Raw genomic sequence first — 23,079 nt, 5'->3', positions numbered from 1 at the left:
GTGTGTATGTCGGCAAACACCAGAAGACGCAACTTACAGACGAACCAGGCAGGGTTCGCACGCGACGATGGTGGGTATGAGGTAATAGTCGAGCTAGGAGGCTGGACGATGGGATCAAAGCTTGTCCGCGTGATCGCGGGCCTTTGCGTGGCGGGGCTGGCCACAACTGCAACCGCTCAACAGGCAACAAGCACCAACAGGGTGGCTGCCAAAACCGATTGGAGCGTTTTCGTCGAAGACGACCCAACCGAGTGCTGGAGCGTTTCTGCACCTAAAGAGACAGTGAATACCCGTGGCGGTCGCGTAGTCTCGGTGCGCCGCAGTGATATTTTGCTGTTCGTGTTCTACCGCCCCAACGCCGAGGTTAAAGGTCAGGTTACCTTTACGGGTGGCTATCCCTTCGCGGCAGGGTCAACCGTGAGTCTTGATGTCGATGGCACCAAGTTCGAGCTGATCACCGAAGGCGAATGGGCGTGGCCTGCGACCGAAGGCGAAGACCTGAAGGTTGTTGCCGCGATGAAACGCGGGACCGAGGCTGTACTGACTGCGCGCTCTGAGCGTGGCACGCAGACCAAGGACACGTTCTCATTGCTGGGGTTCACTGCGGCGATTGAAGACGCGGAAAAGCGCTGCACTAGCTAAACTGGGCATTTGCCTGACCGCTGCCCCGCCAGTTCGGCGGGGTTTTTGCTTTGTGACAAGGCATTGTGCAGCGTTCTGGAGGCGGCACCCGTATTCAGAACTTGATTCCGGTCAAAGAAATGAATGCAAATATCTGCATGTATAAGGCTCTGAACTAGTGAAGGAGCCCGAAATGCCAACGAAATCACTCACCACCGTCTTGATGATGGCCGCCCTTATCCTGAGTGCCTGCGAGAAAGAGGCCGATACATATCCGGTCACGGGCGAGCAATGCGGGCCGGATGATCCGGTTCAAACGCTGGACGCAACGGATTGCAATATCCTGCCACCGGGCATTTGACGCATGCGGGTCCCATCGTGGCACGGCCATGTCGTCGTGCCTGGGGCTTCGTAGCTTTGGGATGAACCCGGGCCTGTGCTAGTATTGGGCAACCAAAAGGGAGCTGCCTGATGCGCTTTGCATTTTTGATTTTGTTTCTGTCCTCCGCTGCCAGTGCCGATCCAGCACTAGAATGTCTGGATGCTGGGTCTCAGGTAGAGATCGGCGCATGCGTGGGCGCGATGGAGGACCGCGTCAATCAGGCGATAGATGCAAGTTACGACATCGCCATGCAGTCGGCCAAAGAACTGGATGATGTTACCGGACGTGTTGTGGCAGTGCCCGCGTTGGACAGCGCTCAGACCGCGTGGCTGGCTTACCGCGATGCCCAATGCGAGGCTGTTGGCGCGTCGTTCGGCGGTGGGTCAGGTACCGGCATTGGCATTACCGCCTGTCGGGTAGAGTTGGGCCGGGCACGTGTGGACGAATTGCTGCGCTACGCGAATTAAACGCGACGATTTCTTTTGATCTTTGCGCTAGGTCCTATATAGAGGCGCATCCCAAGCCAGAATCTGCCGAGATAGCCCCATGTCGCCCAAAGCGCCGATCACTCAAGACGTCCTGACCCTCCCTCGCAAACTGCCCGAGGGAAAGGTGAACCTTGTCGGCTTGACCCGCGACCAGATGCGTGCGGCTTTGATCGAACATGGCACGCCGGAAAAGCAGGCCAAGATGCGCACCGGTCAGATCTGGCAGTGGATCTATCAATGGGGCAAGCGCGACTTTGCGGATATGACGAACCTTGCCAAAGCCTATCGTGCCCAACTGGCCGAGAATTTCGTCATCGAAATCCCCGAGGTCGTGACGCGGCAAGTGTCCGAGGACGGCACCCGAAAATACCTGTGCCGCATCGCCGGCGGGCATGAGGTCGAGGTGGTCTATATCCCCGAGGAGGATCGCGGCACGCTGTGTATTTCCTCGCAAGTGGGCTGCACGCTGACCTGTTCTTTCTGCCATACAGGCACACAGAAACTAGTGCGCAACCTGACCGCGGCCGAGATCGTGGGTCAGGTAATGATGGCCCGCGATGATCTGGACGAATGGCCCACCCCCGGTGCGCCCAAGGATGAAACCCGTTTGCTGTCGAACATCGTTCTGATGGGCATGGGCGAGCCGCTCTATAACTTTGAAAACGTCCGCGACGCGATGAAGATCGCCATGGACCCCGAAGGGATTTCTCTGTCGCGCCGCCGGATCACCCTGTCCACGTCCGGCGTTGTCCCTGAAATCGCCCGCACCGCCGAGGAAATCGGCTGCCTGCTGGCAATCTCCTTCCATGCGACAACGGATGAGACCCGCGACGTGCTGGTCCCCATCAACAAGCGTTGGAACATTGAGGAACTGCTTCAGGCGCTGGCCAGCTATCCTAAAGTCTCGAATTCCGAACGGATCACGTTTGAATACGTGATGCTGGATGGTGTGAATGACAGCGACGCTGACGCGCACCGGTTGATCGACCATATCAAGCGCCACAAGATCCCGGCCAAGATCAACCTGATCCCGTTCAACGAATGGCCCGGCGCGCCGTACAAGCGCAGCTCGAACAACCGAATCCGGGCTTTTGCGAATATCATCTATCAGGCGGGCTATGCTTCACCCATCCGCAAGACTCGGGGCGAGGACATTATGGCGGCCTGCGGCCAGCTGAAGTCAGCTACGGAACGCGCGCGCAAATCTCGCAAGCAAATCGCAGCCGAAGCGGGGTTGGACAGGCAGTAAGCGCAATATTTCAGCGATATGTGAACAGATTTAATGCGCCGTCCGCTGTCTATTGTATGCGGAATTTGGTATGTTTGTCTGGCCTGAGTGGTTGAAGCACTGACATACCAGCGCCTGACCAAGCGCAAGCTTTACCCATTTTGGCAAGATTAAGCGTGGCCGCTATCCACTTGCCACTCACATGACGTGCTGCGTTCCTGTGAAACGAATTACCGGTTGGGCCATAGAATGCTATTGGAATTGATACGACGAATCCCCGGCATATTTCCGGGGCTATGTGTCGGCTGTTTGGTTGCAGTTTCTGCTGTAGCCCAGTCCGAGAGTGAAAGCGCACATCTTGCCATCGAAAATCCTGCTGAACTGTCCAAGGAAGAAGCGTCCGGCATCTATAGCTCGCTGCAAAAGCGCATGGCGCGGGGATATGCCTCCGCGCAAATGGAAATCATCAGAAACTACCAAAGCTGGCCGCTGTTCAATGATGCGCCTTACATCTCTGAGACACATGGCCGGCGGTTCGTGAACAGCTATGCAAACCGGATGGCACACAACTATGGCACTCTGACTGAGGGCGAAAAACTGCCCATGGGGTCTGTGTTGGCGAAGGACAGCATGACCGTCACGGATACCGGCAATACGCATCCCGGCGCATTGTTCGTAATGGAAAAGCTGGCCGAAGGCGTTAGCCCCGATACGGCGGATTGGCGGTACATCATGGTGATGCCGGACGGGTCGGTGTTCGGTGACACGATGGGAGATCGCTCAAGCGCCGTAGCCTATTGCCACGATTGCCACGAGGCTGTGGCTGATCGGGACTATACTTTTTATGTACCCGAAGAATATTTGGTGCAGAATTGAACCTTACTTTGACCCGAACCGGGCGATTCCGATCACATCGATCAGGTTTTGCCTGACTGGTTCCGGCTGCGCTTCGACGGCGCTCAGCACCTCACGCAGTTCGGCGCGCAAACCGTGCATCTGGTCGATAAGTGAGATCATCATCGACAGCGCGTCGGTCTCCATGTCGTATTGTTCATGCAATTCACAGGCCAACTCCAGCCGGGCCACGTCGAGGCTGTGGTAGACCAGCCCTTGTTCAGTGTTCTCAGGGATCACGATTTCGGCGGCCAGATACTCGGTCAACCGGGCCGAGGTCAGGCGGGTCACGGATGCGATCACTTCGGATTCGGTCAAGGTGCGGTTCATGACGGCATTCCTTTGCGAGGATCATAGCTGTGCGTGTCGCGCCAATTTTCCATGAAAGCCCTTAGGTCATCGTCGACCTGGTCGGGCATGGCGACGGTCAATTCGATCAGTTGGTCGCCCCGTTCGGCCGAGCCGCGTTTTTTGACCCCTTTGCCCCGCAACCGCAAGGTTTTGCCGCTGCTGGTGCCGGGCGGCACGCTGACGTTGACGCCGCCGTCAATAGTTGGCGCGGGGATTTTGCCGCCCAGAACAGCCTCGTCAATGGTGATGGGCAGGGTAATGTGGATGTCATCACCCTGACGTTCAAACACCGGATGAGGTGCGACTGTCACGGTGACCAGGGCATCACCTGCAGGCCCGTCGCCAAACCCGGGATCCCCCTTGCCGCGAAGTCGGATGGTTTGGCCGTCTGTAATGCCTGCCGGGATCTTAACCTCGATCCGGTCGCCGTCAGGCAATGTCAGTTTCTGGCTGGCGCCAAACACAGCATCTAGAAAGCTGATCTGCAGGCTGTAGCTGCGGTTATGCCCCGGCGCGTGGAAGCCCTGGTTGCGCTGGCCATAGCCGCCACGCCCGCGCATGAACTCGGCGAAGATGTCCGACATATCGTCCGAGTCTGCGGCGCGCCCACGATAAGGGTTTCCGGCGGCTTCGGCATAGTCGCGATAGTATTGCTGCTGGGCGCGTTCCTGACCCGAAGCGTCAATCTCGCCCCGATCAAACTGCGCGCGCTTTTCGGGGTCTTTCAGCAGGTCATAAGCGGCAGCTGCGGCTTTGAACTTGGCCTCGGCCTCGGCATCGCCGGGCTTTAGGTCGGGGTGGCAGTCTTTGGCGATGCGCCGATAGGCTTTTTTGATCTCGGCATCGCTGGCGTCTTTGGTGACGCCAAGGGCGGAATAGGGATCGTCGCTCATCTCACCTCTCGCGGCTCGGAGGAACAGGATGGTTTTATCATGCGTTTTCAACGGCCCAAAAGGAAGAGGCTTTTGAAACCGCTCGCAAATCCCTATAGATCTGCTAACATACGCATGTTTTTATAGATTGACCGGAGGCCCCATGACGCGCCGATTGAAATCCATTCTGGCCTTGCTGGCCGGGAACGCCATCGGGCTGCTGCTGGCGGCGATCCTATTGCCCGAGTTCGCGATCCGACCGATCTCGTTCATTGTGGTGGTGATCGTTTTCACGCTTATTCAATGGATCGCCGAGCCGCTGATCCTGAAACTGGGGGCAAAGCGCGCGCCTGCGATCAAGGGTGGCATCGCGCTGATCGTGACCTTTGTCGGCTTGTTGCTGACCGATCTGATCACAAACGGCCTGACTGTAGGCGGGATTTCCAACCTGCTGGCCTCAACCCTGCTGGTCTGGCTGGGGGCGTTGATCGCCAGCATCGTGCTGCCGATCTATGTGTTCACCGAGTTGCGCGAGCCCAAGAAGTAATCACAGCGCGTTAAGGCTGGCGTTTATCGCCTGCCACAACTCCTCGACCGGTTCACAGCCGACCGAAAGTCGGATGAAGGCTGGGTCCACATCGTCGCCCCAGCGCGCGCGGCGTTCAGCCGAACTGTGGACGCCCCCAAAGGACGTGGCAGGACGCAGCATCGGGCAGGCGTTGATGAAGGTTTCGGCTTTGTCTTCACTGTCCAGCGTGATCGACAACAGAAACCCGAACCGCGTTGTCTGCGCTTTGGCCAGCGCGTGCGCGGGGTCAGAGGGCAGACCGGGATAGCGGATGGCTTTCACCGCAGGGTGATCCGCTAGCCGCTCGGCCAGTACCTGCGCCGAGGCGCACATTCGGTCGAACCGCACATCCAGCGTTTCCAATCCGCGATGCAGCAGCCATGCCTCATGCGGGCCGGGGATCGCGCCCGAGACTTTGCGCCATTCCTCGACCCTCTCCATGATCTGCGGATTGCGGCTGGAGACATGGCCCATCAGCAGGTCGGAATGCCCGCCCATCGCCTTAGTGTCTGAGGCCACAACCACATCCACGCCCAGATCCAGCGGGCGCTGGCCCAGCGGGGTCATGGTGGTGTTGTCGGCAATCGTGATCCCGCCAGCAGCGCGCACTGCCTGTGCAATCGCGGGCAGGTCCATCATATCCAGACCGGGGTTCGAGGGGCTTTCGACAAACACCACATCGAACCCGTCAAATCCGCCCTCGGTAAACGCGGTCGTGGGGCGTTCGGTGACCGACACGCCCAGACCCGACAGAAATCGATCCGCCAGCACGCGGGTGACGTAGTAGCCGTCGGATGGGATCAGGATACGCGACCCGGCCTTGATGGCGGCAAACAAAGCGGCCGAGATCGCCCCCATGCCCGAGGGGAACACGAGGCAAGGCGCGCCCTCCAGATGGGCCAGAACATGTTCCAGATGCACCCATGTGGGGTTGTCGACGCGGCCATAGGTCGGCAGGCCATCCGGCGCGCCTGGCAGGTGGTACATGCTGCTTTGGGTCAAAGGCAGCGCTACAGGGTCGCCTGCATTCAGGGCATTGCCGCGCAGGTGCAGCATCTCTCCGGGTTTGGGGGCCATCTCTCAGCGCCCCGGAATGTCGTCGCGGGGCGGGGCGGGTTCCCAATTCTCGATGATGTCGACAGCCTCTTGCGCGGTGTCGACAAAGCGGAACAGGTCCAGATCTTCGTCCGAGATGGTGCCCGCATCTGCCAGCGCTTCCCAGTTGATGACTTTCTCCCAGAATTCACGGCCAAACAGCAGGAAGGGCACGCGGTCCATCCGGCCGGTCTGGATCAGGGTCAGCGACTCGAACAGCTCATCCATCGTGCCGAAGCCGCCGGGGAAGATGGTGATGGCGCGAGCGCGCATCAGGAAGTGCATCTTTCGGATGGCGAAATAGTGGAAGTTGAAGCTGAGCTCGGGCGTCACGTACTCATTCGGCGCCTGCTCGTGCGGCAACACGATGTTCAATCCGATGGAACAACCGCCTGCATCTTGCGCGCCGCGATTGCCAGCCTCCATTACGCCAGGGCCGCCACCGGTGACGATCACGTTCTCACGGCAGCCGGCCTGGTTCGACTTCTCGGTCATCAGCCGGGCGAATTCGCGCGCCTCGTCATAATACTCCGACAAATCAGCCAGCGTTTTCGTGCGGGCGGTGTGTTTCTGCGACGGTTCCGGGATGCGTGCACCGCCGAACATGACGATGGTCGAGGTGATCTGACGTTCGCTCATGATCATCTCAGGCTTCAGCAGTTCCAGCTGCAGGCGCACCGGGCGCAGCTCATCGCGGCACAGGAACTCGTCATCGGCAAAGGCAAGGCGATAGGCGGGGGAGCGCGTCTGCGGCGTATCCGGCACCTCGCTCGCGGTCGAGCGGTCGGTCTGCGCGTCGCGAAACGGGCTGTGGCGGTCTTCTCTCATAGGTGATCGATCCCTGCTTGCGTGTTTCCAAAACAGCTATAGGGTTCGCGGGCGGAGTGCCAGTCACGGAAGTACAAGAATGAATTGGAAAAACGAAATTTCAGCGGCCGCAGACCGCATCGCCGGATATGCTCAGGTTACACCCGTAGTGGAAAGCCATGCGCTGGGGCTGGACTATCCCGTCGAGTTGAAGCTGGAGCATATGCAGCACACTGGCAGCTTCAAAGCGCGCGGGGCGTTTAACACGTTGCTCAGCATGGATGTCCCCGAGGCCGGTGTGGTGGCCGCATCGGGTGGCAATCACGGGGCAGCGGCGGCCTATGCGGCGCAGACGCTGGGCTATCCGGCCAAGATTTTCGTACCCAAACTGGCGGGTCCGTCCAAAATCGCATTGATCGAACAAACGGGAGCGGACCTGAGTGTGGTCTCTGGCGAATACGCGAACGCGCTTACGGCGGCGCAAGATCATGAAGCGCAGACCGGCGCGATGCAGATCCACGCCTATGACGCGCCGGGCACCGTCGCCGGGCAAGGCACGTGTTTCGCCGAATGGGAGGCGCAAGGCCTGCAAGCCGACACAGTTCTGGTCGCTGTCGGTGGCGGAGGGCTGATCGCCGGAGCGCTTGCTTGGTTGCAAAATGCGCGCAAGGTCGTGGCCGTAGAACCCGAAACCTCATGTGCTTTGAATGCCGCCTTGCAGGCCGGTGAGCCGGTGGATGTCCGGGTGTCCGGGATCGCGGCCAATGCGCTGGGTGCGCGGCGTATTGGGTCAATCTGTTATGGGTTGGCTCAGGGCATGACCTCGGTCCTGGTTCCCGATGAGGCGATTGCCCAAGCGCAGCAACTGCTTTGGCAAACCCATCGCATCCTTGTCGAGCCCGCAGGCGCGACCGCATTGGCTGCGCTGTTATCGGGCGCTTATACACCTGCGCGCGGTGAAAAGGTTGCAGTACTGGTGTGCGGGGGCAACATCTCACCCGACCCATTTATGGGCTGAGAATGCGGCTTGTGATCAGTGACGGTGGATTTTATCTATAATTCATGAGCGCGACCATTGCCGACATTATCTATGACACCCTCAGCCAGCAAATCATTACCGGAGAGCTGAGCGCGGGGGAAAAACTGCGTCAGGACCACATCGCGCGGGCTTTTGATACCAGCCATGTCCCGGTGCGCGAAGCTCTGCTGCGTTTGCAAGCCCATGGGCTGGCCAAAAGCGAACCCCGACGCGGGATGCGTGTGACGCCACTGGATCCGGTTGAAGTGCGCGAAGTGATCGAAATGCGTGTCGCCCTTGAACCGTTGGCCTTGCAATACGCGGTGCAGAACATGTCGATGAACGCGGTCACCCGGGCAGAACAGGCGCGGTTGGCCTGCGATGCGGCTGAAACGATGCCCGAGTGGGAGGCCAAAAACCGCGCTTTCCACCGCGCCATTCTTGCACCATGCGCGCTGCCCCGGCTGCTGCGGACGATTGATGACTTGCACATTGCCAGCGCGCGCCATCTGTTCGCGCATTGGCGGCCAAAATGGGTGCAGCGGGCGGATACGGATCATGCGGCGATCATGCAGGCGATCCAAAAGAAAGACACCGCAGGGGCGGTTGGGCTTCTGGTTCGGCACATCCGGCGCGCGCGTTGACCACTGCTGTAGCCTTTGATTGCGATCGGCCCGACGCAAACGCGCCCACCTGCGTCGCATTGCGCCAAGGTTGGCGCTTGCGTATAGGCAACACCAACATGAACAGATTCGTCAGGGAGCCCCGAAATGTCCAACGCGCAACTGGAAGCCGCCATCGAAGCCGCCTGGGAGGCACGCGATACAATAACCCCCGCCACCACCGGTGAACAGCGTGAAGCCATCGAAGATACGCTGAATGCACTGGACAGCGGTTCCCTGCGGGTTGCAGAAAAGCTGGACAGCGGCGATTGGCACGTAAACCAGTGGGCCAAAAAGGCGGTTCTGCTGGGTTTTCGCATCAAGGACATGGAAATCCAAACGGGTGGCCCGCAGGATGGCGGTTGGTGGGACAAGGTGGACAGCAAGTTCGCCGGTTGGGGTGAGAACCAGTGGAAAGCCGCCGGTTTCCGCGCCGTGCCAAACTGCGTGGTGCGTAAGTCGGCTTATGTCGCGCCCGGCGTGGTCTTGATGCCGTCCTTTGTGAACCTTGGCGCCTATGTGGACGAAGGCACCATGGTCGACACATGGGCCACTGTCGGGTCCTGCGCACAGATTGGCAAGAACGTCCACCTGTCGGGCGGCGTTGGTATCGGCGGCGTGCTCGAGCCGATGCAGGCTGGCCCCACGATCATCGAGGACAATTGCTTTATCGGTGCGCGGTCGGAAGTGGTCGAGGGTTGTATCGTCCGCGAAGGGTCGGTTCTGGGGATGGGCGTGTTCATCGGCCAGTCGACCAAGATCGTCGACCGCGAAACCGGTGAGGTCATGTATGGCGAGGTGCCGCCCTATTCGGTGGTTGTGGCCGGTTCGATGCCGTCGAAAAACAATGTCAGCCTTTACTGCGCCGTCATTGTGAAGCGGGTAGACGAAAAGACCCGTTCCAAAACCGGGATCAACGAGCTGCTGCGCGACTGATCCCGAGCGTTCGCGGGAAAAGGTCATGTTTTGTGGATTTGGCCTTCTCCTGCAGTCTGAAGAATTGACCGGCTCTTTCTCGCACCTTTTGAGGTCTTCATGATTCCCGTTGACGTGGTCATTTTGTTCATGAGCGTTGCCATCGCTTTGGCCGCGGTGCCGGGGCCGGACAATATTTTTGTACTGACCCAATCGGCGCTTTATGGCCGGATGTCAGGGCTGATTGTGACGCTTGGCTTGGCATCGGGGCTGATTGTACACACCACTGCGGCAGCGTTCGGGGTTGCGGTGCTGTTTCAGACCTCGCAGGCGGCCTTTGCCATGTTGAAATATGCCGGGGCGGGGTATCTGGTCTATCTGGCGTGGAAAGCCTTCACGGCCACCGAAACCCGGCTGGACAGTGCAGATGCACCCCGTATCGCGACGCGCAAGTTGTTTCTACGCGGTTTGATTATGAATATTGCCAATCCCAAGGTGACAATCTTTATGCTGGCGTTTCTGCCGCAGTTCGTCGACCCGAATAACGGGCCGATCATTGGGCAGTTCTATCAGTTGGGCGCTCTGATGTTTCTGGCTACGGTCGTGGTCTTCGGTGCTGTGGCGCTGGCCGCGGGTACTCTGGGCGGGCTGCTGCGCGGGTCGCCGGGCGTTCAACTGTGGCTGAACCGGATCTCGGGCGTGATCTTCGTGGCGCTGGCGCTCAAACTGGCGACGGCCGAGCGTTAGTGCCCCGCGCTTGACCAACACGCGGCGCGGCGATAAGGCCGGGCGCATGGAAAAGCAAAAGAAACCCTCTCGTCAGCAAGTTTACACCCTGCTTGTGCAGATCGGTCGCAAGGAAGGCGATGGTTTGCCCGAAGGTGCAACCGGTGCAGCGCTGATGTGCTTTGCCAGTGGCGTGGACGAAGCCGAGGCCGTGCGTGAAACCGTCGCCATCCTGAAACAGGCTGACACAGCGCCTTTGGATGTGACCGGCTATGGCACGCTGGTTGAACGCGAGGCGCAGGGGCATGACATCGACCCGGATGAGCGCGCCCTGATGCAGCGCGCGCTGGATGAAAACGCGGTTATTGTCGCCCAGATGACACCGTTTTTCGGGGATGAGGAACCAGCTTAGTTCCGCGCCCCGAACCATTTGCGGTAGATCTCGTCATAGGTTCCATCTTCGCGTAGCGCCAGCAGCGCCTGATTGACATCCTCGACCAGAGGCGACCCGGTGGGAAAGGCTATGCCGTAGTTTTCGCGCAGGAACACCCCGCCCGTCATGGACGCGAATCTGCGTCCTTCGTGCGATGCATAGTAGGATAGGATGGGCGCATCAAAGACGATCGCGTCCAGTTCTTCGGCCCGGAATGCGTCCAGCAAGGGTTCAAGACTGTCGTATCCGGTAAATTCGATCTCGCGCCGGTTCAGGAAGCTGGCCGCAGTCGAGTTCGAGATCGTTCCGACCTGTTTGCCGTACAGATCATTCACCGAATTCACGTTGCCGCTGATCGCATCCACCGTCATCACCGAGGTGATCCGTGCGGTAAAGACAGACACGATGAACAGGGATGATACGACCAAAACAACACCCAGCAAGCGCCCAAAGGGCGTGCGCGGCATCCGTTCCTCGAACCCGCCATTCACGACCAGATTGAGCGCCCACCAGAAGGACGGAAACCACGCTTCGTCCAGCTTGCGATCGAAATAGGGCTGCGAGCGGCGCTCGAACACCCACATCAGCATTCCTCCGCCCAGCAGGATGGCAAAGGCCAGCCCGATTGCGATGAACAGCTCGACTGACAACAACGCCTGCAACAGTGACGGGCGGCGCATCGCGTCCGACGGCACCATGATCTGAAGCCCGGCCTCGAAAATCGGTTGACTGAAATCCATCTGGGTTTCACGCGCTGCCGTGATCGAGATATTGGCGATGGCCAAATCTGCTGATCCGTCCTGCACTGCGACCAGCATATCTCCGAACCCCTCGACCCGGTTGATTTGGTAGTCCCAGTCCAACGATTGTGCCAATGCAGCCAGAAGATCCATCGAGAATCCGGTCTCTGCCCCGTCCTCGACATACGAGAACGGTTGGCGGGTCACAGTGGTGACCGTCAAAGTCTGCGCCTGGCTTTGCTGTGCAAGAACGGCGAAAGTCAGGCAGATCCAAGCGATAAAAGCGCGTGTCATCGAAATTTACCTGTTTCGCGGCCCTCTAACGCGATTTCGAATTGGGCGGCAAGGCAATCGCAACGGAAACGCCAATGTTTTGTTGACATGTCAACGCGAGATAGACTGCAAAAAAGCGTGTGAAGCGTGCCGTGCGGGGGTTGGCAATCCCGCCAATTCGTTGAATCTGTGCGCGAAGATGCAGTTCAGTGCAGAGAAAGGGCAAGAAATGACAGATGCGGTAGAATTGACAGCGGACCTGATCCGTTGCCCATCGGTCACACCTGATGAAGGGGGCGCCCTTGTTCTGTTGGAAAAGCTGCTGGCGGAGGCGGGGTTTGCCTGCACCCGTGTCGATCGCGGCGGGATTTGCAATCTGTTTGCACGCTGGGGCGACAAAGGGCATCCGCGCAGCTTTGGTTTTAATGGCCATACAGACGTCGTGCCGGTTGGGGATGAGGCTGCATGGACCATGCCACCTTTCGGGGCCGAGGTGAAAGATGGCGTGATGTTTGGTCGAGGCACGACGGACATGAAATCCGGAGTGGCGGCCTTTGCCGCAGCGGCCGTTGATTTTGTGCGCGACACGCCGCCCGACGGGGCCGTCATCCTGACCATCACCGGGGATGAGGAAGGCGACGCGCTGGACGGCACCACCGCCCTGCTGGATTATATGGACAGTGCCGGGGAAAAGATGTCGGTCTGTCTGGTGGGCGAGCCGACCTGCCCCAACACAATGGGCGAGATGATGAAGATCGGGCGGCGTGGCTCGATGAACATCTGGTTCACCGTGACCGGGGTACAGGGTCACGCGGCCTATCCGCACCGCGCCAAGAACCCGATGCCCGCAATGGCGCGGCTGATGGATCGGTTGGCCAGTCACGAGCTGGATCAGGGTACGGACCATTTCGACGCCTCAACACTGGCCGTGGTGACGATCGACACGGGCAACCCGGCAACCAACGTGATCCCCGCGCAATCTACAGGAGCGGTGAATATCCGGTTCAACGATCTGCATTCTGGGGCCAGCCTCAGCGATTGGTTGCGGGCCGAGGCCGCTGCAGTGGCCGATGAGTTCGGGGTTGAGATCGACCTGCGCATCAAGATCTCTGGCGAGAGCTTTCTGACCCCGCCGGGGCCTCTGTCCGCCCTGGTCGCCAAGGCGGTTGAGGCGGAAACCGGTGTGGTGCCCGAGATGTCGACCACGGGCGGTACCTCGGACGCGCGATTTGTGAAGAACCACTGCCCGGTGGTGGAATTCGGCCTTGTGGGCCGCACCATGCATCAGGTGGATGAATGCGTCGAGGTGGCACAGATCGAACAGCTCAAGGCCATCTACACGCGCATCCTGCGGGACTATTTCGCCTAACATGCAGCGCACTCTCGTGATCATGGTGAAAGAGCCGCGCCCCGGTCGGGTGAAAACCCGGCTGGGCCGCGATATCGGTATGGTTGGGGCGGCTTGGTGGTTTCGCCACCAGACACGCTCGTTGATCCGGCGGCTGCGTGATCCGCGTTGGCAGATTGTGCTGGCGGTCGCGCCTGACCGCAAAGGTCTGACCAGCCGAATCTGGCCTGCTGATCTGCCGCGGGCGGCGCAGGGGCGCGGAGATCTGGGTGACCGGATGGGTCGGATGCTGCGCGGGATGCCGCCGGGGCCGGTCTGCCTGATCGGCGCGGATATTCCGGGCATTACCCGCAGCCACATTGCCCGCGCGTTCACGGCGTTGGGGTCCGCGCAGATGGCATTCGGCCCCGCCCCGGATGGCGGCTATTGGCTGGTGGGTGCGCAAAGATATGGCGCGCTTCCCAACAACCTGTTCCGCGATGTGCGCTGGTCCACCGAACATGCACTGGCCGACACGCTGGCCTCGATCTCCGGCGCACGGGTGGCGCTGCTGGACCCGTTGCGCGATGTGGACACGGTGGCGGATCTGAAACCCTGATCCGTTTTTGGTCATGACGCCGTCGCACGCCCGTGTTACGCCAAATATATGAGTCGTATCCCCACCAAGCAGGAGGTCCTTGACTGGATCTCGGCGAACCCCACCCTGACCTCGAAACGCGATATCGCCAAAGCCTTTGGGATCAAGGGCGCGGCGCGGATCGACCTGAAACGCATCCTGCGCGAGCTTGAGGCCGACGGCCATCTGGAAAAGCGCAAGCGCAGCTATGGCGACCCGGATCGTCTGCCGCCGGTTAGTGTGCTGCAAGTGAAGGCTCCGAACGCGGACGGAGACTTGTTCGCCCGCCCGCTGGAATGGCATGGTGAAGGGGTTGAGCCCATCGTCTTGTTGATCACTCGCGCCAGTGACCCGGCTCTGGGCGAGGGCGACCGGATTCTGGCCCGCCTGACCGTGGTGCATGAGGAAGACCACAATTATGAGGCACGCCTGATCCGCCGGATCGGCACCAACCCGCGCAAGATCGTCGGCATTTTCCGCAAAGGGGCCGAGGGCGGACGGATCGTGCCCATCGACAAGGCGGGCCAAAACGAATGGCTGGTGACCGATGGCGCGGTGCATGGGGCCAAGGATGGTGAGCTGGTCGAGGCCGAACAGGCTGGCCCCAAGAACCGCATGGGCCTGCCCCGCGCGCGGATTGTCGAACGGTTGGGTGATCCCACCGCGCCCAAGGCGGTGTCGCTGATTGCGATCCACCAGCACGGCATCCCGGATGATTTCCCCGACAAGGTGATCGATGAGGCCGACAAGGCCAAGCCCGTCGGCCTGAAGGGCCGCGAAGACCTGCGGGATATGCCGCTGCTGACCATCGACCCTTCGGACGCGCGCGATCACGACGATGCCTGTTACGCGCACGCTGATGACGACCCCAAGAACCCCGGCGGTCATGTAATCTGGGTCGCTATCGCAGATGTCGCCGCTTACGTGCAGCCCGGCACCGCGCTGGACCGTGAGGCACGCAAGCGCGGCAATTCCAGCTATTTCCCAGACCGCGTTGTGCCGATGCTGCCGGATCGTCTGTCGGGCGATCTTTGTTCGCTGCACGAAGGCGTACCGCGCGCCTGTATCGCCGTCCGGATGCAGATCGACGCCGAGGGTAACAAGATCGGCCACCGGTTTGTGCGGGGGCTGATGCGCTCGGCTGCATCTTTGCATTATGCCGAGGTGCAGGAGGCCATCGATGGCACCCCCAACGACCGCACCGGGCCCCTGTTGGAGACAGTGCTGAAACCTCTCTACGCTGCCTATGCCGCGTTGAAGTCCGCGCGTGCGGTGCGACAGCCATTGGAGCTGGACCTGCCCGAACGCAAGATCGTCCTCAGCGACACCGGTGAAGTGACTAGCGTGGCGTTTCGCGACCGGCTGGATGCTCATAAGCTGATTGAGGAGTTCATGATCCTCGCCAACGTGGCCGCCGCTGAAACGCTGATTGCCAAACGCCGCCCGCTGCTGTTCCGTGTCCACGAAGAACCCGCGCCCGAGAAGTTGGAAAGCCTGCGGGAAACTGCTCAGGCTGCAGGTTTGAACCTTGCGAAAGGGCAGGTGCTGCAAACACGTCACCTCAACGCGCTGCTGAACGCTGCTGCGGGCACTGAAGATGCCGAGTTGATCAACCTGACCACCCTGCGGTCGATGGCGCAGGCCTACTACAACCCAGAGAATTTCGGCCATTTCGGTCTGGCGCTGCGGAATTATGCACATTTCACCTCGCCCATTCGCCGCTATGCGGACCTGATCGTGCATCGGGCGCTGATCTCGGCCCATGGTTGGGGCAAGGATGGGCTGACCGAGGATGAAATCGCGCGACTGGACGAAACCGCCACCCATATCTCGGACACCGAGCGGCGTTCGATGATGGCTGAGCGCGACACAACCGATCGCTATCTGGCGGCCTATTTGAGCGAGCGGGTGGGCAATGAGTTCACCGGCCGCATCAGCGGCATCGCGCGGTTCGGGGCCTTTGTGAAGATGGACGAAACCGGCGCTGATGGGTTGGTGCCCGTGCGATCCTTGGGGCGTGAGTTCTTCCACTTCGACCGCGAAGCCGGGACGCTGATGGGATCAGACACCGGGTTGATCATCGCCATCGGTCAACGCGTCACCGTGCGTCTGACTGCGGCGACGCCGGTTACGGGCGGGCTGGAGCTGGAGCTGCTGTCCATCGACGATCAAGCCCTGCCGCGCGGCCGCGGCCCAGTGAAACGCGGCGCACGGCGAAAGGCGGTCAGCAACAAGCGCAAGAAAGACAAGATCAAACGCAAAGTCGAACGCAAACGTCGTCAGAGGTGATAGGTGAGCGCCCGCGCAATCAGCCATCCGTGGCGGTTCGCGTCAATCTGGCGGGGGTCGTCGAAAAGAACTGCCCGGTTGCCTTCCAGCCGATCCTCGTCTGGGAAGGACGAAGTGAAATCACTGATCAGACGGCTTTGGCAATGGACGAACAGTGCGAAACTGGCGGTCTTGTGGCCCCCTAACCTGATCGTGGACCCTTTGGGTGCCAAGTAGGCGGGTTGCCCCCAGCGCAAGGCTTCTTGCAGCGGTTGGGCGCTGGGAAGAGTTAGGGCCGTTTCAAAGATCAATTCACGCAGGGCCAGCACACCCTTGTGGGTGTCTGGCTTGTACCCGTCGAAAACGGACTGAACAGCGGGGTCTTGAAAGGGCGTCATAGGGGGATCGCCTGCTCTAACCGGTCCAAATAGCTGTTAAGCAAGCTATCGGTTTTGATGCGTCGCGTCAGCTGAGTTTCTTTTGGTGTCGCGCGCATCGCCGCCAGTACAGGCCCGACGCTCATATCTGCGGCGGTTGGGCTTTCACCGAACAGGAAGGGCGACTGCCACAGAAAAGCTGATATCGCTACGAGGTCACGTTCCAGGCGATCTGTGCGTTCAGTATCCGAGAACCGCGAGACACCGGCCCCGTCCATTCGCTTCATCACCGATTTGCGGATTGCGTGGGTCACGGGGCGACGGATCAGTGCAGGAACCTCGGTGAAGAACATATCGCGCAGGATCGGCCAGACCTCGTCATTGCCCCAGCGATCCAGAACGACGTGGTTATAGATATGTTCTTCGGCCATGCGGATCAGGGCGCGGGACTGGGCCTTTTGAATGTCGCTAAGGTCTGCATCGAAATTGGCCCCTTGTGTTTCCAGCCAGTCCCGGATCAGGTCGCTGTCGGCCACCAGCCTTTGAGACGTGCGCAAAACAGGCAATTTCTGGTGGGGCATCTTCGATGGGTTCAGCATATCGGACCGCTGCCAGCTTTGGCCGGACAGTTGCAACATATAAGCCGTTTTGACGCAAAAAGGGCTGGCGCTGAATTGGCCAAAGGCGGCAGGGAAGGTCAGAAGGGTCAGCATCGTTGGCTCCGGAGTCGTTAAGATGCCGTTTGGATAAGATGCCATAATGACAGTTTTTGTCATTAGCCTTAGTCTAGATTGCGATATGTCTCGCACCGCTCGCCTGTTCCAATTGATGCAAGCCTTGCGCTCTGGCCCGTCGCCCAAGACTTCGGTCCAACTGGCGCAGGATCTGGGCGTCTCAGCCCGCACCGTTCATCGTGACATCGACGCTTTGCGCGGACTGGGAGCTGTCATCGACGGAGAGGCAGGGTTTGGGTTCACCCTGATCGAGGATGCGACTCTGCCGCCTTTGGGCTTCACCGATGACGAGCTAGAGGCACTGGTTCTGGGCTTGCGCGAGGTGCAATCCATTGGCGATCCAGGTCTAGCAGATGCGGCTGGGGCGGTTCTGCGCAAGCTGCAGGGACGCTTGCCACACCGCCAGTCGCATCGCCTGTCACACGCCGTCCTGACGGCCACCCGGTTTGATCGCCCGACCCGGCCAACCATCGATGTGCGCGATCTGAGACAAGCCACATGGGATGAACGCACAGTCGAGTTTGCCTATACCGATGCCAAGGGGGATGCCACCCGTCGTCGGGTGAATCCGCTGAGTATCGTATATATGGACCGGGCAAGCGTTTTGATCAGTTGGTGCCATTTACGGCAGGACTTCAGAATATTCCGGCTGGACCGTATGCGCGACATGGCCCTGACCGAAGACTTTTTCCGGCCCAACAGGGTGCCTCTGCTTCGGCAAGCGCTGGATCGGTTGCGGGCCGAGCGGGCAGCAAAACTCCGCGAGGACGAAACCTGAGCTCTTTGTGATTTCGCCATTATGCGCTACCTTGGTGTTGAGCAGTAATCAGGAAAATCGGAATGCATAAATGCGTAAGCGGCGTCATGACCGCTGCATTATGGGCATCCATAGTGCAGGCGGATCCTATCAACTCGGCCAATGGCCCACAGATTCACGAGCTCGCATCGGCCGATGTCACCGTGTCGATACGGCCGGTTGTTCGGCCAGAGTTTAAGGAGATCCGCGTGTCAACTGAAGGGAATGCGCGCTTTCAGGCGTGGCTGGGAGTGTTCCGCGAACGCGCGTTGCAGCAAGGTATATCTGCGACGACGTTGGACCGGTCATTGGCGGGGCTGACTTACGATTGGGACGTTATCAAGCGCGATCGCAATCAAGCCGAGTTCTCGAAGCCAATCTGGGAGTATCTGGACTCTGCCGTATCAGACCGGCGAATTGCGAATGGACGCGCCGGGTTGGAGCGCCATGACGCGGTCTTGACCCGGATCGAAGCGCAATATGGCGTCGAGAAAGAAGTTGTAACGGCCATCTGGGGGCTTGAGACCTCGTATGGTTCGTTTCGGGGCGGAGATCAGACGATCCGGTCGCTGGCAACGCTGGCGTTCGACGCACGACGGGCGTCTTTCTTCGAGGCGCAGCTGGTGGCCGCCTTGCAGATCATTCAGGCTGGCGATGTCGCGCCCGGCGCGATGACAGGCAGTTGGGCGGGCGCAATGGGTCATACGCAGTTTATGCCGACCTCGTATTTGGAACATGCGGTGGATTTTGATGGCGACGGACGGCGAGATATCTGGTCCGACGACCCGACAGACGCTTTGGCTTCGGCGGCGTCCTACCTGGCGCGACATGGGTGGAAAAAGGGTCAACCCTGGGGGATCGAAGTGCAGTTGCCAGACGGTTTCGATTTTGCCTCGGCCAAGCGGGATCACAGGTTGATGCCATCCGAATGGGCCGCGCTTGGTGTTGTTGGACGTGATGGACAGGCCATTCCGGATCATGGGAAGGCGGCCATTCTATTGCCGGCAGGCGGGCAAGGCGTGGCCTTGATGATATTCGAGAATTTCAAGGTGATCGAGAAATACAACGGTGCCGACGCCTATGTGATCGGGATTGGCCATTTGTCGGATCGGCTGGTTGGCGGCGCGCCATTTCAGGCATCTTGGCCCCGCGATGATCGGATACTGAGCTTTACCGAAAAGAAAGAGCTGCAGAGCCTTTTGACCGAGGCTGGGTTCGATACCCAAGGAATCGACGGGCGCACAGGCCCGAATACTGTCAACGCGGTGCGGGCCTATCAGTTGGCGCAAGGTCTGGTGCCGGATGGTTATCCAACCCTACGGTTGCTAGAGCGGTTGAGGTAGGGGAGGGGGCTCTGCCCCCATCGCGGCAAGCCGCGATTCCCCCGAGATATATTTGGCCAGATGAAGCTGCGCGGATCAGCTGGCGGCTTTCATCAGCCCTTGTTCGATGATGTCGGCTTGAGCTTCGTCCAGCGATTTGTGGATGCGCACGAACATCTCGTCGATATCCGATGGGGTCAGGATCAGCGGAGGTGAGATGATCATCCGGTCCCCCACATGGCGCATGATCAGGTTGTTGCTAAAGCAACGGTCGCGGCAGACATAGCCGACGGTGCCGGGGGCTGAGGCGAACTTAGCGCGGCTTGCTTTGTCGGGCGTCAGCGCAATCGAGGCCATCATACCGACGATTTTCGCTTCGCCCACCAGCGGGTGATCGACCAGCGCCTCCCATTTTTCTTTCAGGTAGGGGGCGGCGACGTCGCGGACGTGGTCCACGATCTTTTCCTCTTCGAGGATGCGCAGGTTTTCCAGTGCCACGGCGGCGGCGACCGGGTGGCCGGAATAGGTGTAGCCGTGGTTGAATTCGGTGCCGCCAATCACCTCGGCGATCTCATCATTGACGATAGAACCTCCGATGGGCGCGTAACCCGAGCTGAGGCCCTTGGCGATGGTCATGATATGGGGGCGGATGCCCACGGTTTGAGACCCGAACCAGTTGCCAGTGCGGCCAAAGCCGCAGATGACCTCATCCGCGATCAGCAGGATATCGTATTTGTCGCAGATACGCTGGATTTCAGGCCAATAGGTGTCGGGGGCGACGATCACGCCACCTGCGCCCTGAACCGGCTCGGCGATGAAGGCCGCGACGCGGTTTTCGCCCAGTTCAAGAATTGCCTCTTCCAGTTCCTGCGCGCGGGCCAAACCGAACTCTTCGGGCGTCATGTCGCCGCCTTCGGCCCACCAGTTCGGCTGGTTGATGTGGTGAATGTTCGGGATCGGAATACCACCCTGCGCGTGCATCCCTGCCATACCCCCCAGCGAGGCCGAGCCAACGGACGAACCGTGATAGGCATTGTGGCGGCTGATGATGATATTCTTGTCTGGTTGGCCTTTTTCGGCCCAATAAGTGCGAACCAGACGGATATTGGTGTCATTTGCTTCAGACCCGCCAGCAGCGAAGAACACATGGTTCAGATCGCCAGGCGCCAGTTCGGCCAGCTTTTTAGCCAGCGCGATGGCGGGGACATGCGTGGTTTTGAAGAAGGTATTGTAGTAGGGTAGTTCGCGCATTTGTCGCGCAGCCGCCTCGGCCAGTTCGTCGCGGCCATAGCCGACATTGACACACCAAAGACCGGCCATGGCATCCAGGATTTCCTCGCCTTCGCTATCGGTCAGATAGACGCCCTTGGCGCGGGTGATGACGCGAGCACCCTCTTTCCCGAGCGCGCCATTGGCCGAGAATGGGTGCATGTGGTGGGCGGAATCCAGTGCCTGCAATTCGGCAGTAGGCATGTGATTTGTGATGGTCGACATCGGGGAATCTCCTGCAAGAGCGATTAGCGGTCACAATATGATCAAATTTTTTTCTGTCAATCGAATCGCATTTATCTAGGTAGATGACAAGGCACCTGCCATCAGCTCCATTCCCTGTTCGATGTCCTGCGCGGTGGCTTTCGCGACCCTGTCGGGGTCCTTACGGCGGAGCGCCGTTATGATATCTTTGTGGCGGTCGGGCAGGCTTTGGGTTCCGAAACGACCGCAAACGACACGCAGTGAAGGGCCGAACCGCAGCCATAACCGTTCCGCCAAATCGTTGAGAATCGGAGCGTCTGCGTAGGAATAGAGCGTTTCATGAAACAGGTGGTTGAGGCGCAGATATCCGCCGACGTCGCCGTCGGCGATGGTACGGTCCAACTGTTTATCGATCTGAGCCAGGTGATCTATTTCTACAGCGCTCATGTTGGTTGTCGCGCGTCTGGAAAGCTCTGATTCTATTGAAATTCTAGCGAAAATCATCTGCTGAACATCGCTATGTTTCAGCAAAGGTACGCTGACCCGGCGATTGCCCTGAAACATAAGTGCTCCGTCAGAGATCAGCCTGCGAATCGCTTCGCGAACAGGGGTCATGCCAACGTCCAGCGAATCAGTCAGCCCTTGAATGGTGACAGGCTGTCCGGGGACCAGATCGCCATACATGATCTGGGCGCGCAGCGTCTGATAGACCTGCTCGTGGGCAGGTCGTTTCTGATCATCGGCCACTGGCCTCGGTGCCTTATTTTTGATCAAATCCAATTGGTTTGCCCTGTTTGCGATTGTGTTGACTTGCCAGGTGCCTGACCTCGTGAAACCATACGACGGATCGGGGAAAAACGCAAAACTTGATCAAATCCAAAAAAACGGGAAAATACCCGCACACTTGCAGGGAGAATAAAATGTCAATCAAAACGCTGACACTGACAGCGGTCATCGCATTGGGGACTTCGGCGGCCTTCGCTGAAGAAGTGCGTGTCTACAACTGGTCGGATTATATCGACGAAGACCTTTTACAGAAGTTCGAGGAAGAAACCGGTCTGACGCTGATCTACGACGTGTTCGACAGCAACGAGGTTCTGGAAACCAAGATGCTGGCCGGTGGGTCTGGCTATGATGTGGTGGTTCCGTCCGGCACGTTCCTTCAGCGCCAGATTCAAGCGGGGGCTTTCCAGCAACTAGATACTTCCAAGCTGGATAACTCGGGGAATCTTTGGGACGTCATTCAGGAACGGACCGCAGGATACGACCCCGACAACGCCTTCTCGATCAACTACATGTGGGGAACCACGGGGATCGGCGTCAATGTTGGTAAGGTCAAAGAGGCGCTGGGCGATGACGTCGCGCTGAATAGCATGGAGTTGGTGCTGAACCCGGAAAACATGGAGAAGCTCGCCGGGTGCGGTGTGCATTTCCTGGATGCGCCTGCCGAGATGATCCCCATGACGTTGCAATATCTGGGCGAAGATCCGGACAGCCACGATCCGGACGTCATCCAGAAGGTCGAAGAAGTTCTGACCAGCGTGCGTCCGCATATCCAGAAGTTCCATAGCTCGGAATACATCAACGCTCTGGCCAATGGTGATATCTGCGTGGCCGTGGGTTGGTCAGGTGACATTCTACAGGCCCGCGACCGTGCGGCCGAGGCCGATAACGGGGTCGAGATAGAATACCATCCGTTCGCTGAAGGCTCGCTGATGTGGTTTGACCAGATGGCCATCCCGGCAGATGCTCCAAACCCAGAAGGCGCGCACAAGTTCCTGAACTTCATTCTGGATGCCAACAACATGGCTGCGGCGTCGAACTATGTTTATTACGCCAACGGTAACAAAGCCTCGCAAGAGTTCCTTGAGGAAGACGTGATCGGCGATCCGGCGATCTACCCGGACGACGCGACGATGCAGAATCTCTACATCACCACGCCCTACCCGGCAAAAACGCAGCGGGTTGTGACCCGTCTGTGGACCAAGATCAAATCGGGTACCTGATCCGATTTCCTAAGGCAGGGCGGGTTTCCCGCCCTGCCGTTTTTCTCAAGATTGCCGAACGGGGGC

Annotated in this window: 26 protein-coding genes; 17 read left to right on the top strand and 9 right to left on the bottom strand. The window is 59.4% G+C overall.

What is annotated here, in order from left to right; all coding sequences use genetic code 11:
• Positions 1–108 precede the first annotated feature (108 nt).
• From AC2FNR_RS13765 to AC2FNR_RS13745, 5 genes are all read left to right on the top strand, one after another.
• A complete protein-coding gene (locus AC2FNR_RS13765) occupies positions 109–642 on the top strand; it encodes an invasion associated locus B family protein (protein WP_170754671.1) in 534 nt (177 codons plus the stop codon).
• A 172-nt stretch (positions 643–814) separates the two neighbouring features.
• Positions 815–982, top strand: coding sequence for a hypothetical protein (locus AC2FNR_RS13760; protein ID WP_480866555.1), 168 nt, complete (start codon positions 815–817; stop codon positions 980–982).
• A 110-nt stretch (positions 983–1,092) separates the two neighbouring features.
• Positions 1,093–1,470 carry a lysozyme inhibitor LprI family protein gene (locus tag AC2FNR_RS13755; RefSeq protein ID WP_170355449.1) on the top strand — a complete coding sequence of 126 codons (378 nt, stop codon included), beginning with the start codon at positions 1,093–1,095 and terminating at the stop codon, positions 1,468–1,470.
• Between the two features lie 79 nt (positions 1,471–1,549).
• Positions 1,550–2,740, top strand: a complete 1,191-nt coding sequence (rlmN, locus tag AC2FNR_RS13750; RefSeq protein WP_353394159.1) for a dual-specificity RNA methyltransferase RlmN — start codon at positions 1,550–1,552, stop codon at positions 2,738–2,740.
• 228 nt (positions 2,741–2,968) lie between these two features.
• A complete protein-coding gene (locus AC2FNR_RS13745) occupies positions 2,969–3,595 on the top strand; it encodes a cytochrome P460 family protein (RefSeq protein WP_496849525.1) in 627 nt (208 codons plus the stop codon).
• A gap of 3 nt (positions 3,596–3,598) precedes the next feature.
• Here AC2FNR_RS13745 and AC2FNR_RS13740 read toward each other — a convergent pair whose 3' ends face one another.
• Together AC2FNR_RS13740 and AC2FNR_RS13735 are read right to left on the bottom strand one after the other, a co-directional pair.
• Positions 3,599–3,943, bottom strand: a complete 345-nt coding sequence (locus AC2FNR_RS13740; RefSeq protein ID WP_170754661.1) for a hypothetical protein — start codon at positions 3,941–3,943, stop codon at positions 3,599–3,601.
• A complete protein-coding gene (locus AC2FNR_RS13735; protein ID WP_496849523.1) occupies positions 3,940–4,857 on the bottom strand; it encodes a DnaJ C-terminal domain-containing protein in 918 nt (305 codons plus the stop codon). The genes AC2FNR_RS13740 and AC2FNR_RS13735 overlap by 4 nt, the downstream gene beginning before the upstream one ends.
• A 142-nt stretch (positions 4,858–4,999) precedes the next feature.
• Here AC2FNR_RS13735 and AC2FNR_RS13730 point away from each other — a divergent pair, with 142 nt between their 5' ends.
• Entirely contained in the window at positions 5,000–5,383 is a 384-nt protein-coding gene (locus tag AC2FNR_RS13730) for a hypothetical protein (protein ID WP_170355445.1), read from the top strand.
• On the opposite strand, the gene AC2FNR_RS13725 is transcribed toward AC2FNR_RS13730, so the two are convergent.
• Together AC2FNR_RS13725 and AC2FNR_RS13720 are read right to left on the bottom strand one after the other, a co-directional pair.
• Complete coding sequence (locus AC2FNR_RS13725) at positions 5,384–6,481, bottom strand: cystathionine gamma-lyase (protein WP_480866547.1); 1,098 nt, start codon at positions 6,479–6,481, stop codon at positions 5,384–5,386.
• 3 nt (positions 6,482–6,484) lie between these two features.
• The gene (locus AC2FNR_RS13720) at positions 6,485–7,327 is read right to left on the bottom strand and encodes an LOG family protein (RefSeq protein WP_496849520.1); all 843 of its coding nucleotides are present in this window, start codon (positions 7,325–7,327) and stop codon (positions 6,485–6,487) included.
• Between the two features lie 79 nt (positions 7,328–7,406).
• On the opposite strand from AC2FNR_RS13720, the gene AC2FNR_RS13715 reads away from it, so the two are divergent.
• From AC2FNR_RS13715 to AC2FNR_RS13695, 5 genes are all read left to right on the top strand, one after another.
• Positions 7,407–8,324: a threonine/serine dehydratase gene (locus AC2FNR_RS13715; RefSeq protein WP_496849518.1), complete on the top strand. Its 918-nt coding sequence runs from the start codon at positions 7,407–7,409 to the stop codon at positions 8,322–8,324.
• 44 nt (positions 8,325–8,368) lie between these two features.
• The gene (locus AC2FNR_RS13710) at positions 8,369–8,968 is read left to right on the top strand and encodes a GntR family transcriptional regulator (protein ID WP_496849516.1); all 600 of its coding nucleotides are present in this window, start codon (positions 8,369–8,371) and stop codon (positions 8,966–8,968) included.
• A 126-nt stretch (positions 8,969–9,094) separates the two neighbouring features.
• Positions 9,095–9,922 carry a 2,3,4,5-tetrahydropyridine-2,6-dicarboxylate N-succinyltransferase gene (gene dapD / locus AC2FNR_RS13705; RefSeq protein WP_170355440.1) on the top strand — a complete coding sequence of 276 codons (828 nt, stop codon included), beginning with the start codon at positions 9,095–9,097 and terminating at the stop codon, positions 9,920–9,922.
• A gap of 99 nt (positions 9,923–10,021) precedes the next feature.
• The gene (locus tag AC2FNR_RS13700) at positions 10,022–10,648 is read left to right on the top strand and encodes a LysE family translocator (RefSeq protein WP_353394145.1); all 627 of its coding nucleotides are present in this window, start codon (positions 10,022–10,024) and stop codon (positions 10,646–10,648) included.
• A 46-nt stretch (positions 10,649–10,694) separates the two neighbouring features.
• Positions 10,695–11,039: a DUF8846 family protein gene (locus AC2FNR_RS13695; RefSeq protein WP_496849514.1), complete on the top strand. Its 345-nt coding sequence runs from the start codon at positions 10,695–10,697 to the stop codon at positions 11,037–11,039.
• Here the strand turns inward: AC2FNR_RS13695 and AC2FNR_RS13690 are convergent.
• Positions 11,036–12,094, bottom strand: a complete 1,059-nt coding sequence (locus tag AC2FNR_RS13690) for a transporter substrate-binding domain-containing protein (RefSeq protein ID WP_496849512.1) — start codon at positions 12,092–12,094, stop codon at positions 11,036–11,038. The two genes, AC2FNR_RS13695 and AC2FNR_RS13690, sit on opposite strands and share 4 nt — an antisense overlap.
• Before the next feature lie 208 nt (positions 12,095–12,302).
• Between AC2FNR_RS13690 and dapE the strand changes: the two genes are divergently transcribed.
• From dapE to rnr, 3 genes are read left to right on the top strand one after another with little or no spacing between them, the layout of a single operon-like run.
• Entirely contained in the window at positions 12,303–13,442 is a 1,140-nt protein-coding gene (gene dapE, locus AC2FNR_RS13685) for a succinyl-diaminopimelate desuccinylase (protein ID WP_480866541.1), read from the top strand.
• A 1-nt stretch (position 13,443) separates the two neighbouring features.
• Positions 13,444–14,019, top strand: a complete 576-nt coding sequence (locus AC2FNR_RS13680; RefSeq protein ID WP_496849509.1) for a TIGR04282 family arsenosugar biosynthesis glycosyltransferase — start codon at positions 13,444–13,446, stop codon at positions 14,017–14,019.
• A 48-nt stretch (positions 14,020–14,067) separates the two neighbouring features.
• Positions 14,068–16,326 carry a ribonuclease R gene (rnr, locus tag AC2FNR_RS13675; RefSeq protein WP_496849507.1) on the top strand — a complete coding sequence of 753 codons (2,259 nt, stop codon included), beginning with the start codon at positions 14,068–14,070 and terminating at the stop codon, positions 16,324–16,326.
• Here rnr and AC2FNR_RS13670 read toward each other — a convergent pair.
• Entirely contained in the window at positions 16,317–16,703 is a 387-nt protein-coding gene (locus AC2FNR_RS13670) for a DUF1801 domain-containing protein (protein WP_480866535.1), read from the bottom strand. The genes rnr and AC2FNR_RS13670 overlap by 10 nt on opposite strands.
• Positions 16,700–17,395, bottom strand: a complete 696-nt coding sequence (locus tag AC2FNR_RS13665) for a glutathione S-transferase family protein (RefSeq protein ID WP_496849505.1) — start codon at positions 17,393–17,395, stop codon at positions 16,700–16,702. The genes AC2FNR_RS13670 and AC2FNR_RS13665 overlap by 4 nt, the downstream gene beginning before the upstream one ends.
• An 85-nt stretch (positions 17,396–17,480) precedes the next feature.
• Between AC2FNR_RS13665 and AC2FNR_RS13660 the strand changes: the two genes are divergently transcribed.
• A complete protein-coding gene (locus AC2FNR_RS13660) occupies positions 17,481–18,194 on the top strand; it encodes a helix-turn-helix transcriptional regulator (RefSeq protein WP_496849503.1) in 714 nt (237 codons plus the stop codon).
• A gap of 62 nt (positions 18,195–18,256) precedes the next feature.
• The gene (locus AC2FNR_RS13655) at positions 18,257–19,555 is read left to right on the top strand and encodes a lytic murein transglycosylase (RefSeq protein ID WP_496849501.1); all 1,299 of its coding nucleotides are present in this window, start codon (positions 18,257–18,259) and stop codon (positions 19,553–19,555) included.
• A 75-nt stretch (positions 19,556–19,630) separates the two neighbouring features.
• Here the strand turns inward: AC2FNR_RS13655 and AC2FNR_RS13650 are convergent, their stop codons facing one another.
• Positions 19,631–21,028: an aspartate aminotransferase family protein gene (locus tag AC2FNR_RS13650; RefSeq protein ID WP_496849499.1), complete on the bottom strand. Its 1,398-nt coding sequence runs from the start codon at positions 21,026–21,028 to the stop codon at positions 19,631–19,633.
• 75 nt (positions 21,029–21,103) lie between these two features.
• Positions 21,104–21,787 (bottom strand): GntR family transcriptional regulator, encoded by a 684-nt coding sequence (locus AC2FNR_RS13645; protein ID WP_170754627.1) that lies wholly within the window; start codon positions 21,785–21,787, stop codon positions 21,104–21,106.
• A 140-nt stretch (positions 21,788–21,927) separates the two neighbouring features.
• Between AC2FNR_RS13645 and AC2FNR_RS13640 the strand changes: the two genes are divergently transcribed.
• Complete coding sequence (locus tag AC2FNR_RS13640) at positions 21,928–23,013, top strand: polyamine ABC transporter substrate-binding protein (RefSeq protein ID WP_170355429.1); 1,086 nt, start codon at positions 21,928–21,930, stop codon at positions 23,011–23,013.
• The last annotated feature ends 66 nt before the right edge of the window (positions 23,014–23,079 follow it).

It is taken from the genome of Ruegeria sp. SATB045 (assembly GCF_059613525.1).
Note: the sequence above shows the minus strand (reverse complement) of the source record. Positions and strands in the feature narration are given on the sequence as shown.